The sequence below is a fragment of the Stenotrophomonas sp. TWI809 genome (assembly GCF_039673205.1).
GTDB lineage: Bacteria > Pseudomonadota > Gammaproteobacteria > Xanthomonadales > Xanthomonadaceae > Stenotrophomonas.
Genome location: NZ_JBDJLE010000028.1, coordinates 1 through 12,423, shown reverse-complemented (window position 1 = coordinate 12,423; position 12,423 = coordinate 1). Strand labels below are relative to the sequence as shown.

The window sequence follows — 12,423 nt, the reverse complement described above, 5'->3', positions numbered from 1 at the left end:
CATGCCGATCCCGTCAGCGCGGCGCCACATACCCACCCGGCACCCCATGCGGCGACAGCACCAGCTGCCACAGCTGCGCATGCCGGCAACGGAAGCTGGCCATCGAGGCGGCCAGGTAGAAACGCCACATGCGCTTGAAGCGTTCGTCGTAACGCTGCGGATCCAGCTGCGGCCACGCGTTTTCCACGTTCAACCGCCACGCCTGCAGCGTCCGGTCGTAATCAGTGCCGAAGTTGTGCCAGTCCTCCAGCACGAACAGCCCTTCAAACGCGGCGGTGAGCTGGGCGGCCGAGGGCAGCATCGAATTGGGGAAGATATAGCGCGCAATCCAGGGATCGGTGCGGTGGCGCGACAGGTTGCCGCCGATGCTGTGCAGCAGGAACAACCCGTGCGGATGCAGGCAGCGCCGCGCCACCTCAAAGTACCCGCGATAGTTCTTGTCGCCCACGTGCTCGAACATGCCCACCGAGAAGATCGCGTCGAAGGTCTCGTTGAGGTCGTGGTAGTCCTGCAGGCGGATTTCGATCGGCAGACCGGCACACAGCTGGCGCGCGTACTCGGCCTGCTCCTGCGAAATGGTGATGCCCACGCCGGAGACGCCATAGCGTTCGGCGGCGAACTTCAACGCTTCGCCCCAGCCACAGCCGATATCCAGCACGTGCTGGCCGGGGCGCAATCCCAGTTTGCGGCAGATCAGGTCGAGCTTCGCCTCCTGCGCCCCGTCCAGGTCCTGCGCGTCGCGCCAGTAACCGCAGCTGTAGACCAGGCGCTGGCCGAGCATGGCCTCATACAGGTCGTTGCCGAGGTCATAGTGGCGCTTGCCGACTTCGAAGCTGCCACTGCCCGCCTGCAGGTTGAACAGGCGCGCCTTGAGTCCATCGGCCACTTCGCGCCAGCTGTGCACGCGCTCGTCCAGATGAGCCTGCATCAGGTGATACAGGAAGCCGTCCAGCGAGGCGGCGTCCCACTGGCCGTCCATGTAACTCTCGCCCAGGCCGAGCGAGCCCTGGGCCATGACCCGCGCGTAGAAGCGCGGGTCGTGCACCGTGATGTCCTGCGGCTGGTCACCGTCAACGGTGACCCCCGCCTCATGCAGCAACTCTGTGACCCGTCGTTGCAGCCCAGCGTCCACGTCGCCTCCGTCGATCAGCCCCGGGCGAACAACCCCGCGACATCCTGCCCCACGTGCGGCACCAGCACGGCGGCCGGGACGTCCACGGTCTGCGTGCCGTCCGAGTAGGGCCCTACCTGGTAGGGCGGGAACACGAAGCGTATCGCAGAGATGCGCCCGTCGGAACCGGTCAGCGGCTGGAACTGGCTGAAGTTGTCGGCACTTGGCCCGGTGCCGTCGGCGATCATCCGGCTGGCATTGCGCAGCGATTCCTGCATCTGCGCCGGTTCCATTTCATCGCCGCTCAACCGGGTCGCCACGCGCTCGCGCAGCTGGTCGGCCACGTAATCGCTGATCGCCTTCCAGCCCTTGGCATCGGCCACCAGCTTGTCGGCGGTCAGCATCTGCTGCTGCTCCGGCAGCCACACAAAGCGCGCCACCAGCGGCTCACCGTGGGCGCCGCCGGTATAGCGGCTGCCATCGGCGGTCACCACCACCAGCTGCGGCGTTTCCAGCACCTTCTCGAAGGTCAGCGAAAGCTCGTAGGGCATGGTCGGCTTGTCGTTGCCCAGCCCGTCCAGCGCCTGCTGCAGCTCTGCCCGCGCACTGTCGGCATAGCCACCCAGCGCCTTGGCCAAGCCCGGATACCGGGCGATGTCCGGCGGGTAGGTGATCCCGACCACGGCCTGCGGCGAGGTCTCGATCACATCGCGCAGCTCGACCGGTGCGTCTGGAGCCACCGCGGGCGCGACGGCTTCGGCGGCCGTGTCGACCGGCGCCGCCGGTGCTTGTGTGTCGCCGTCGTGCTTGTTGCAGCCTGCCAGCACCACCACGCCCATGGCCATGGCCAACGCGCTGGCGCGCAGCGCGCGACGGTTTCCTGCGATGTTCATCCTGAAATCCCCTTGTTGTAACCCACCATCATGATCGGCCATCCCTGAAGCATGACCCGCTGTCGTCATCGGACCAGCAGGTCGTCGTACTCCTCGTGCCGCTGCAGGAACGCCTCGGCGTAAGCGCAGGCCGGCACCACCTTGAATTTCTGTTCGCGCGCATAGCGCAGCGCCACCTTGGTCAACTCACCCGCCACGCCACGGCCGGCGATCGGCTCCGGCACCTCGGTATGGGTGATGATCATCCGCTTGCGCTTGATCTGGTAATCCAGCAGCGCCAGATGCCCTTTGACCCGGGCCTGGAAGCGGTGATTGGCCAGATCGTGCTCCACCTCGTAAGCCAGTCCGGGCGGCGTGACCGAAGCCATGAGCGGTGTCTCCTGCGGCGACTGCAGCGATAGTGCGCAGCCGGCCGCCATGATCGCGTGAAGCCTGAACAGGGGCAAGCAGCGACGTGCTGCGTCACATCCCGCCCTAAAGCCCGGCGCCTGCAGGCCGATACCGGAGTCGGACAGGGCGTGAAAGCTGGCATGGCTTTTGCGAAGACCTGCCTGTACGCACCCGCTTTCCGGAGGTCCGCATGGACAACACTGCACCTGCCCCCGCCCCCCACGGCGACGCCGACACATCCCTGCTGGAGGGCTTGTTCCAGTTGGCCGTGAATGGCCAGACCCAAGGCTGGGAATTCGCCCAGATCGACAACGAGGTCTATGCCCGCCTGCTCAGCACGTATGGCGTAGACGGCAAGAAGGCCGCCTGACGGTTGCCGGGCTCACGACCAACGGTCGTGAGCTACCCCGGCCAGATACGTCCTCGTAGGTACCGACCGTTGGTCGGTACGCCCCACCCCGGCCAGATACCTCATCGTAGGTACCGACCGTTGGTCGGTACGCCCCACCCCGCGCCAGATACCTCATCGTAGGTACCGACCGTTGGTCGGTACGCCCCACCCCGCGCCAGATACCTCATCGTAGGTACCGACCGTTGGTCGGTACGCCCCGACTCAACCGCCGAGGCGGAAGGTCGGGTTGCTCAGCTCACGCAGGAAGTGGCTGAAGATGCTCGGCTGCATGGCCAGCATGAACAGCACACCGAAGGCCGCACCGGCCAGATGCGCGCTGTGGTTGATGCGATCGCCGCCGCGGCGGTCCATCCAGATGCTGTAGCCGACATAGAACACGGCATAGATGATCGCCGGCGCCGGAATGAACAGCACCAGGATGATCGACCACGGCTTGATCAGGATGAAGGCGAACAGCACCGCCGATACCGCGCCCGATGCGCCCAGGCTGAGGTAGTTGGGGTTCTTCTGGTTCTTCAGATAGCTCGGCAGGATCGACACCAGCAACGCACCCAGGTAGAACGCCGGATACGTCAGGTAGCTGCCGCTCAGCTGCAGCATCACCTGTTCGATGAAGCCGCCGAAGAAGAACAGCGTGATCATGTTGAACGCCAGGTGCGACAGATCGGCGTGGATGAACCCGTACGTGATCAGGCGATCGTACTGACGGTTGCGGTCCACCGCCGGCGGCCACAGGATCAGGCGGTCGGCGAGCGCACGGTTCTTGAACGCCATCCACGACACGATGACGGTAATGGCGATCAGCAGCAGGTTGACTGGGGTCATGTCAGGCTCAGGCGGTGCGGTAGTTGTCGACCATACGATAGCGCTTGGCATACCAACCGAAGGCCAACGCCGCCAGGAACGCAAAGCCGGCGAAGAAGAACATCAGGAACGCCGCCTCGCTCAAGCCGGTACTGGCGATCTGGTGGGTCACCGTATCGTTGCGCACCGCCGCGTTGGACAGCAGCACCCACAGGTTGCCGATGGTGGTGGTCAGGTTCCAGAAGCTCATCACCACGCCCTTCATGGCCTGCGGCGCCTGGCTGTAGGCGAACTCCAGGCCGGTGGCCGATACCAGCACCTCACCGAAGGTGAGCAGCGCGTAGGGCAGCATCTGCCAGAAGATGGACATCACGTTGCCGCCATCCATCATCACCTGGATGCCACCGACCACGATCCAGGCCAGGCCGCTGAAGGCGATACCGGCGGTCATCCGGCGCAGCGCGGTCGGCTCGAAGCCGAAGCGGCGCAGCATCGGGTACAGCACCAGGTTGTTGAACGGGATCAGGATCATCACCAGCAGCGGGTTCAGCGCCTGCATCTGCGACGCAGTGAACCAGCTCGGCATGGCCATCTGCTGGCCCTGCAGCACCCAGGTCGAGGCCTTCTGGTCAAACAGCGAGAAGAACGGCGTGGTCAGGGCGAAAATCACCAGCACGCGCAGCACCGAGCGCACGCCCTCGACCGCTTCGGCCGGATGCACCGCACGGGCGCGGTCCAGCTGGATCCAGGTACCGCCACCGATACCGGCCAGCAGCAGGACCAGCGCGATGCACAGGCAGATCACGATGCCCAGGCTGCCCACCAGCCCCATCGAGGCCACCGCCAGCACCGCGCCGAGAATGGCCAGGGTACGCCCCGGACGGCCCTTGCCCGGCACCTGTGCCGACAGCGCGGTGCGCACCACGTTGCCGAACGAATGCGGGTCCTTCGGCGGCAGCGGCACAAGCACATAGCGCTTGCGGCCCATCCAGAACACGAAGGTGGCCACGAACATCAGAATGCCCGGGATGCCGAAGGCCCACGATGGGCCCAGGTTCTTCAGCGCCAGCGGGATCAGCAGCGAGGCGAACAGCGAGCCGAAGTTGATGATCCAGTAGAAGGCGTCGAACACGACCTTGGCCAGATGCTTGTTGCTCTGGTCGAACTGGTCGCCCATGAACGAGGCCACCAGCGGCTTGATGCCGCCCGCGCCCAGCGCGATCAGGCCCAGGCCGACGAAGAAGCCCTGGCGGCTGTCCTCGAAGATGGCCAGACAGGCGTGACCGGCGCAATAGATCAGGCTGAACCACAGGATGGTGTGGTACTTGCCAAAGAATTTGTCGGCCAGCCAGCCACCGAGCAGCGGGAAGAAATACACGCCGATCATGAAGCTGTGCATGATGTCCTTCGCCTCACCGGCGCGGCCATCGGCGGTGATCTCCTGCAGCAGCAGCGAGGTGATCAGGAACTGCACCAGGATGTTGCGCATCCCATAGAAGCTGAAGCGTTCGCAGGCCTCATTGCCGATGATGTAGGGAATCTGGCGCGGCATCTTGCCTTTGCCTGCGCTGGCGGCTGCGATATTGCTCATCCTGTGGGGCTGTCCTGCGAACACGAAAGGACCAAGATTACCGGAACCCCCTACCCCAGCGCACGCTGCACAGCTGCATGACAGGCGGCGCCGGACATGGCAGGCGGGCCCGAAACGACCGCGCGGGATGGCGCCCATGTCACGGATCGTCGACGGGGGAAGCGTAAACTTATCGTTATGCGCACGCACATCAAGGGTCAGACCCGACGTTGGACCGGCTGGATCCTGCTGCTGTTGCTGGCGGCCCCCGCCGCAGGCGCGCATGCGCGCCAGGCCGAGGAGGCCCTGCCCTCGCTGAAGATCGCCACGCTGGAACTGCCGACCCAGGACGATGCGCAGTGGCAGCAACGGCGGGACCAGGTGCTGCAGCTGCTCGAATCCATGCAGCCGGACGTGATCGCGGTGCAGCGCGTGCTGCAGACCCAGGGGCGCAATCCGGCCTGCTGGCTCGCCAGCCGGCTGCGCTACAGCTGCGATTTCGTCACCGCCGATCCGCCCAGCCAGCCGTTGCGCCATGGCAGCGCGATGCTGACCCGGTTGCCGGTCACCGATGACGCCGTCACCCTGCTGCATCCGCCCGGGCAGTTCAGCGCGGCCGGCATGGTACGGATCAAGCTGCGCGAAGAGCTGATCAACATCTACGTGGCCCGGCTGCGGCCGGAGCCGGATGACGCGCAGATCCGCCGGCACCAGACCAGCGACCTGATGACCTGGATCGGCGCGACCGCCGAGGGCCTGCCCTCGCTGATCGCCGGCGATTTCTCCGCGGAGATCACCGAACTGGTGGGCAGCACGCCGGGCTTCCAGCCAGCCCGCAAGAACCCCGGCGAACGCGTGGACCCGCCCTCACTGGCCGGCGCAGCGCGTGGGCACGGCCTGGACGTGCTGTTCCAGGTGAAGTACTTCGGCGGCATCCGCCAGGACAGCATCAAGCTGCCGGCCAGCGAGAGTGACCCCACCGCGATGCGCCTGGGAACCATGGCGACCCTGCGCCTGCAGACGCCGGAAAGCACCAGCGCGCCCTGACGTCGCAGCGCTGCGGGCGGCGCAACGAAAAACGGCCAGGCATCGCTGCCTGGCCGTTCGCGTTTCAGGTGACCGTGCCGATCAGGCAATGGCTTCCTGGTAACGACGCTCGACTTCATTCCAGTCGACGACGTTGAAGAACGCGCCGATGTATTCCGGGCGACGGTTCTGGTACTTCAGGTAGTACGCATGTTCCCACACGTCCAGGGCCAGGATCGGCGTGTTGCCGTCCATCAGCGGGCTGTCCTGGTTGGCGCTGCTTTCCACCACGACCTTCTTGTCCGGGGTGACGCTCAGCCAGGCCCAGCCGCTGCCGAAACGGGTCAGGGCCGCCTTGGTGAAGGCTTCCTTGAACTTTTCCAGGCCGCCCAGCTGCGAATCGATCGCCTTGGCGACATCACCGACCGGCGCGCCGCCGCCGTTGGGCGACATCACGGTCCAGAACAGGGTGTGATTGGCATGGCCGCCGCCGTTGTTGCGCACGACGCCCTGCAGATTTTCCGGCAGCGACTTGGTCTTCTTGACCAGTTCTTCCACCGGCAGGTCGGCGAACTCGGTGCCTTCCAGCGCGGCGTTGACGTTGTTGATGTACGTCTGGTGATGCTTGGTGTGGTGGATTTCCATCGTCGCTGCGTCGATATGCGGCTCGAGCGCGTCGTAGGCGTAGGACAGCTTGGGGAGGGTATAGGCCATGTGGTTCTCCTGGTAGCTCACTCACCCGGCAAAGACCGGGCGTTGCGGAGTCGATGATGGGGATGGCCGATAAGCTTACCAAGGGCCATGTAAAGGAAACTTCGTCCTGCGCAGTCGATCGCGTGTCCGGATCGTGACGCGACAGTGACGGTGCACGCCGGGGGACGCGGGCTCCTTCGCCGTACAACACGCCTGTTCGGCTGGGCCTCACCGTGCGGGGCGATGATCGCAGTAGAGTAGTCGCCTCGCCCATCGCCCCTGGCCCCTCATGCGCAAGCCAATGCTGTTGTTGATCGCCATCGCGCTGCTGGTGGGCGGCCTGGCCGCCATCAAGCTGGCCCAGCGCCCGCCCGCGCCGCAGTTCGCGCCCTCGCTGACGCAGCCGGATGCCGCGCCGCCCGCCGGCGCCGCGACGTCATCACCGGCATCGACTCAGGCAGTGCGCGATCCCCTGCCCCCCTTCCTGCCCGCCGAGGCGCGCGACACCATCGCGCTGATCCAGCGCGGCGGCCCGTACCCGCACCGGCAGGACGGCAGCATTTTCAGCAACCGCGAACAGCGCCTGCCGCAGCGGCCGCGCGGCTACTACCACGAATACACGGTGGACACGCCCGGCGCCGGCAATCGCGGCGCGCGGCGCATCGTCACCGGCGGCACACCCCCTACTGGCTGGTTCTATACCGATGATCACTATGAAACGTTCCGCAGTTTCGACGTTCCACCTGCCGGGAGCTGGCAATGACGCATGACGGATTCGAATTGGGCCTGCACGACATCAACAATGCCGGCATCTATGCGATCGGCAACGATGATGTCGCCCCGTTGTCGGCGGCGATGCGCGATGCCGGCCTGCGCGTGATCCAGATCGATCTGGACGGCTGCCACGACAAACGCACGCTGCTGATGCGCCTGGCCGCCCGCCTGGATTTTCCAACCGGCTTTGGCGGCAACTGGGATGCGCTGACCGACAACCTGCGCGACCTGGCCTGGCTGCCGGCCAACGGCTATGCGCTGTTCTTCAGCGACGCTGATGCCCTGCGCAGCGATGCCGGCGCCGATTTCGACACACTGCTGGACGTACTCGACGAAGCCAGCCGGTACTGGAGTGACGGCAACGTGCCGTTCTGGGCGTTCGTGGCACTGCGCGATGCGGACGTGGAACCGGACGCGGACCCCGCACCGTAACGCCCAGCATCCGGTAGAGCCACGCCATGCGTGGCTGCGAGGCGCCGTGACACCCTACCGAAACCCAGCCACCCATGGGGTGGCTCTACCGCCGATGAGGCGCAGCCTCATCGGCTGCCGTTGTCTTCCTGCAGCTCTTTCTTGAACGGGATGTCCGGCGGCGGCCGCGCGATGGCCGGCTGATCCTGCATGTTGGGATCGCTCAGGCCGCACCCGCCACCGAACTGCAACACGGAAATCACGCAGGAAATGGACGAACTCGTGCCCGGGATCGGAATCTCCACGGCCTTGATGCCCTTACGCACCCACTCGGCCAGCAACGATTCGTTGGGGGCCCAGTACTTGTCGAACGAGGTCGGCGTGTAGTCGTACGGTGGGCGCTTGAGCCATGTGCCGGACTGTGCGATGCGCTCCTTGCTCCAGCCGTCCTTATCGCCGCCCGGTGCGCCACGCTCGCTGTTAGCGTGCCCGTCCTGGCCTGGCACGCGCACGCTGCCGTCGGCCTTGAACAGGCTACCGCCCGTACCTTGGGTCGCACTCACGGCCCGGCCATTGAGGTCGGCATCCTGCGGATGATTGGCCGCACCCCAGTCGTCGGACCGGTTGGGCGTGGTCCAACTGCCCGGGGGCGCCCTGGAGGGGCTCGACGCGGCGCGCGCTGCAGTCGCCGCCGTGGATGCACTCGCCGTACTGCTGGCATTGCTTGCCGCCGCCGGTGATGGCGGTGCCGGGCGCGGGGCGGCGTTGGGCACCGCGCGTTCGCGTACGGCGACCTCCGCCGATCGACCGGGCACCGCCACCTCGCGCGTGGGCACTGTGGCCACGCTCACCGCCGGCGCGGTCACCGGCCGGATCTCGCGTTCGCGCACCTGCACGTCACGTTGCGGAACGGCGGCCTCCACCCGTGGACCGGGAATGGCCACGGTCGGTGTCGGCGCTTCTATCACGGTGACCTGCCGCTCCTGCACGCTCAGCTCGGGCGTGCGCACCTGCGGTTCGGCCGGGCGCGGCGCCGGTACGGAGGCACGCGGCGTCGGCGCCTCCACCGTGACCACGGTGCGCTCACGGACGGCAATGTCCTGTGGCTCGCGCGTCATGACACGCACGTCGGTGCGCGGGACGCTGGTCGGCGGCACCACGAAATCGGTCGTGGCCTGGGCCACCTCGGTCGCCTGGACGGGCTGTTCCACCGCGGGCGTGGCTGGCGCGGGTGGCGCCGGTTGCGGCTCGCTCGGCGGCGCCGGCGCTGCGGTCGGCTGCGGGGCCGAGGCTGTCTGCGCATCGGCCTCGGCCTGCGCCATCGCCTGGGCATTGGCCATCGCCGCAGCGATCGCCGCTTCCGCCGTGGCCGGCTCGGCAGCGGCGGGTTGCGCGCCTTCCTCCTGCTGCGGCGTGCCGCGTCCAACGAACGCCACCTGCACACGCCCGCTCTCACCGCCCTGGTCCGGTTCGGCAGGCGGCCGGATCAAGGCGACCCACAGCAGCAACAACGCGAACATCAGATGAAGCAACGCGCTGATCACGGCCGAGGTCCAGCGCATCCAGCGCTGATCGCGCGGCGCCGGATCCCAGCCCTGCCAGAGCAGGCGACGCATCGCCTGGACGAAACTCAGTTCCGGCAGGCGCCCGCCCCGCGGAAGCGGCTCGCGCTGGGCCAGCTCGGCCAGCACTTCGCTGGCCCGGAACGGCCGCGGCAATGGCGACAACGCGCGCAGCCACAGGCCCCACCCATAGGGGAGGCCGGTGGTTTTTTCGAGAATGCGCTTGTCCGGCTGGCGAGCCAGCAGCCAATCGAGGATGTCGTCAGCCCGGCGCAGTGGCACGCAGCGCGATCAGGCTGCCGTGCCGCGGGGAATGTACGGCGCGTCGCCACTCTCGTGGTCGGTCGCATCGCGCACCGCGGTGATGCCGGGCACACGCCCCATCAGGGTTTTTTCGATGCCCTGCTTGAGCGTGACGTCGGCCATGCCGCAGCCCTGGCAACCGCCGCCGAAGCGCAGCAGCACCACGCCATCGGCCGAGACTTCCTGCACCGCGACCTTGCCGCCGTGCGAGGCCAGCTGCGGGTTGACTTCGTTCTCCACCACCCAGCGCACGCGCTCGACCAGCGAGGAGCCTTCGGTCGGCGCCTCGCCCTTGATCTTGGGGGCCTTGATGGTCAGCTGCTGGCTGCCCGTGGCATTGGTGACGAAATCGATCTCGGCACCATCGAGCCAGGCCACGCTGGTAGCGGCCACGTAGAGGGTGAAGCCATCGCAGTCCACGGCCCACTCGTCACCGAGCAGCTCACCGGGATCGGCGAACTCCAGGCGGGCATCGGCGCGCGGGGTACCCGCATCGACGGCGGTGAGGCGTACGCCCATGCCGGGCACGGCCTCACGTTCGATCAGCTTGCGGAAATAGGATTGGGCAGTGTCGGATATCTGGATCATCGGGCTATTCTAGCCAATCCCTTGTTATGCGCTCATTCGGTTTATACACCGGACCGCGCATTGTTCAGTCATACAGATGTGGAGGAACCCATGGCCGACCTGATTCCGCTGGCGCAAGCCCACTGCGTGCCGCGCAAAGGCAGCGACCACAAGCTCGGCACCGCCCGGGTCGCCGAGCTGCTGGCCCAGATTCCCGGCTGGGAGCTGGCCGAGGCCGGCCAGGCGCTGACCCGCACCTTCCGCTTCGACAACTACCACGGCACCATGGCCTTCGTGAACGCCCTGGCCTGGGTGGCCCATCGTGAAGATCACCACCCGGACCTGGGCGTGCATTACGACCGCGCCGTGGTGCGCTTCTCCACCCACGATGTGGGCGGCCTGAGCGAGAACGACTTCATCTGCGCGGCGAAAGCCTCGGCCCTGACGGAGTAAGCCCATGAAACTGCAGTACCTCCTGCTGTCCAGCCTTGCCCTGGCCGCCCTGGCCGGCTGCAACAAGACACCCGCCGAACCGGCCGCCCCGGTCGCGGCACCCACCGAGGTCGCCGCGGTCAAGACGCCACCGCCGGAGTACCCGATCGAACTGGCCTGCCAGGGGATCGGCGGCACCAGCACCTTCAAGGTGACCATCGCCGCCGACGGCCAGCCCAGCCAGGTCCAGCTCGCCAGCGGCAGCGGCAACGCCCAGCTCGACGAGCAGGCGCAGAAGGCCGTACAGGCCTGGCAGTTCAAGGCGGCCACGCGCGCCGGGCAGACGGTTCCGACCACGATCCAGGTGCCGGTCAGCTTCAATCCGCCGCAGCCCAAGCCCGACCAGTGCTTCGCGGTCGAAGAACGGCTGCGTCGCGGCGGTTGATCGCCGCGTTGTGTTGAGGTCAGCCGCCGCAAACCTCGTGCTCCCTACTCCGCGCCCCGGTGATGTTGCCCGGGGCGCGCTGCACTTCTACAAGGACGCGTTGGCGGATGCCTGATATTTCCAGTGAAAACGTATGGATCGCCCTGGCGGTCACCCTGGCCGCCGGCCTGGCCACCGCCCTGGGCAGCCTGATGGTGCTGTTCTCGCGCCGGCCCAACCCGCGCCTGCTGGCGTTCGGGCTGGCCTTTGCTGGTGGCGCGATGGTTTTTGTCTCGCTGACCGAGATCCTCAACAAGGCGATCGACTCGTTCACCCAGGCCTACGACGCCCGGCTGGGCTTCGCCTATGGCACGGCGGCCTTCCTGGTCGGCGTGCTGCTGATCGTGGTGATCGACCACCTGATCCCGAACCCGCACGAGAGCCTGGACAAGCAGGACCCGCTGTTCCGCGACAACAACAAGGCCTACATCAAGCGGGTCGGCCTGCTGACGGCGGTGGCGATCACCGCGCACAACTTCCCCGAGGGCCTAGCCACGTTCTTTGCCACGCTGGAAAGCCCGTCGGTGGGCATGCCGCTGGCCTTCGCCATCGCCATCCACAACATCCCCGAGGGCATCGCGATCGCGGTCCCGGTGTATTTCGCCACGCAGAACAAGTTCTACGCGTTCGGCGCCAGCCTGCTGTCCGGCCTGGCCGAGCCGATCGGCGCGGCAATCGGGTATGTGGCCCTGTCCGGCGTGCTCAACCACGCCACGTTCGGCTGGGTGTTCGGGATCATTTCCGGGGTGATGGTGTTCCTGGCCCTGGACGAACTGCTGCCGGCGGCCAAGCGCTACGCCAAGGGCCACGAGACCGTGTACGGCCTGGTGGCCGGCATGGGCAGCCTGGCGATCAGCCTGGTGCTGTTCAAATGGTGAGGCCAGGGCCATAACCCGATAACGCGGGCCCGGTAGTGCCGGCCGCTGGCCGGCTCCTCCACATGCCGATCGACACGTGTCGGTAGTGCCGGCCGCTGGCCGGCTCTGCACAG

At 66.8% G+C, this 12,423-nt stretch carries 15 protein-coding genes; 7 read left to right on the top strand and 8 right to left on the bottom strand.

The features are described 5' to 3' along the window. Positions 1–13: 13 nt before the first annotated feature. From cfa to ABE472_RS16765, 3 genes are all read right to left on the bottom strand, one after another. On the bottom strand, positions 14–1,132 hold the full coding sequence (gene cfa, locus ABE472_RS16775) for a cyclopropane fatty acyl phospholipid synthase (RefSeq protein WP_346466670.1): 1,119 nt from the start codon (positions 1,130–1,132) through the stop codon (positions 14–16). A gap of 14 nt (positions 1,133–1,146) precedes the next feature. Then, positions 1,147–2,004, bottom strand: a complete 858-nt coding sequence (locus ABE472_RS16770; RefSeq protein WP_313218849.1) for a DUF3298 domain-containing protein — start codon at positions 2,002–2,004, stop codon at positions 1,147–1,149. A gap of 65 nt (positions 2,005–2,069) precedes the next feature. Further along, positions 2,070–2,372, bottom strand: coding sequence for a GNAT family N-acetyltransferase (locus ABE472_RS16765; RefSeq protein WP_121041132.1), 303 nt, complete (start codon positions 2,370–2,372; stop codon positions 2,070–2,072). Between the two features lie 212 nt (positions 2,373–2,584). Between ABE472_RS16765 and ABE472_RS16760 the strand changes: the two genes are divergently transcribed. After that, positions 2,585–2,764 carry a hypothetical protein gene (locus ABE472_RS16760; RefSeq protein ID WP_313218851.1) on the top strand — a complete coding sequence of 60 codons (180 nt, stop codon included), beginning with the start codon at positions 2,585–2,587 and terminating at the stop codon, positions 2,762–2,764. 243 nt (positions 2,765–3,007) lie between these two features. On the opposite strand, the gene ABE472_RS16755 is transcribed toward ABE472_RS16760, so the two are convergent. Both ABE472_RS16755 and ABE472_RS16750 read right to left on the bottom strand, forming a co-directional pair. Continuing rightward, on the bottom strand, positions 3,008–3,631 hold the full coding sequence (locus ABE472_RS16755; protein ID WP_019182898.1) for a rhomboid family intramembrane serine protease: 624 nt from the start codon (positions 3,629–3,631) through the stop codon (positions 3,008–3,010). Positions 3,632–3,638: 7 nt separating this feature from the next. Next, a complete protein-coding gene (locus ABE472_RS16750; RefSeq protein WP_070470348.1) occupies positions 3,639–5,201 on the bottom strand; it encodes an oligopeptide:H+ symporter in 1,563 nt (520 codons plus the stop codon). A gap of 177 nt (positions 5,202–5,378) precedes the next feature. Between ABE472_RS16750 and ABE472_RS16745 the strand changes: the two genes are divergently transcribed. Then, positions 5,379–6,227 carry an endonuclease/exonuclease/phosphatase family protein gene (locus ABE472_RS16745; RefSeq protein ID WP_313210343.1) on the top strand — a complete coding sequence of 283 codons (849 nt, stop codon included), beginning with the start codon at positions 5,379–5,381 and terminating at the stop codon, positions 6,225–6,227. Between the two features lie 81 nt (positions 6,228–6,308). On the opposite strand, the gene ABE472_RS16740 is transcribed toward ABE472_RS16745, so the two are convergent. Continuing rightward, positions 6,309–6,920, bottom strand: a complete 612-nt coding sequence (locus ABE472_RS16740; protein WP_123730769.1) for a superoxide dismutase — start codon at positions 6,918–6,920, stop codon at positions 6,309–6,311. Positions 6,921–7,188: 268 nt separating this feature from the next. Between ABE472_RS16740 and ABE472_RS16735 the strand changes: the two genes are divergently transcribed. Together ABE472_RS16735 and ABE472_RS16730 are read left to right on the top strand one after the other, a co-directional pair. Beyond that, positions 7,189–7,662 (top strand): ribonuclease domain-containing protein, encoded by a 474-nt coding sequence (locus tag ABE472_RS16735; RefSeq protein ID WP_346466669.1) that lies wholly within the window; start codon positions 7,189–7,191, stop codon positions 7,660–7,662. Then, positions 7,659–8,105 (top strand): barstar family protein, encoded by a 447-nt coding sequence (locus tag ABE472_RS16730; RefSeq protein WP_313210348.1) that lies wholly within the window; start codon positions 7,659–7,661, stop codon positions 8,103–8,105. The genes ABE472_RS16735 and ABE472_RS16730 overlap by 4 nt, the downstream gene beginning before the upstream one ends. 107 nt (positions 8,106–8,212) lie before the next feature. Here ABE472_RS16730 and ABE472_RS16725 read toward each other — a convergent pair whose 3' ends face one another. Beyond that, positions 8,213–9,928: a hypothetical protein gene (locus tag ABE472_RS16725; protein ID WP_346466668.1), complete on the bottom strand. Its 1,716-nt coding sequence runs from the start codon at positions 9,926–9,928 to the stop codon at positions 8,213–8,215. A 9-nt stretch (positions 9,929–9,937) separates the two neighbouring features. After that, positions 9,938–10,537 (bottom strand): NfuA family Fe-S biogenesis protein, encoded by a 600-nt coding sequence (locus ABE472_RS16720; RefSeq protein ID WP_313210352.1) that lies wholly within the window; start codon positions 10,535–10,537, stop codon positions 9,938–9,940. Between the two features lie 90 nt (positions 10,538–10,627). On the opposite strand from ABE472_RS16720, the gene ABE472_RS16715 reads away from it, so the two are divergent. The 3 genes from ABE472_RS16715 to zupT all read left to right on the top strand — a co-directional run bounded on the left by ABE472_RS16715 (position 10,628) and on the right by zupT (position 12,310). Next, a complete protein-coding gene (locus tag ABE472_RS16715) occupies positions 10,628–10,969 on the top strand; it encodes a 4a-hydroxytetrahydrobiopterin dehydratase (protein WP_346464526.1) in 342 nt (113 codons plus the stop codon). Positions 10,970–10,973: 4 nt separating this feature from the next. Further along, complete coding sequence (locus ABE472_RS16710) at positions 10,974–11,393, top strand: energy transducer TonB (protein ID WP_313210355.1); 420 nt, start codon at positions 10,974–10,976, stop codon at positions 11,391–11,393. 107 nt (positions 11,394–11,500) lie between these two features. After that, entirely contained in the window at positions 11,501–12,310 is an 810-nt protein-coding gene (gene zupT, locus ABE472_RS16705) for a zinc transporter ZupT (protein ID WP_019182887.1), read from the top strand. Positions 12,311–12,423: the final 113 nt, after the last annotated feature.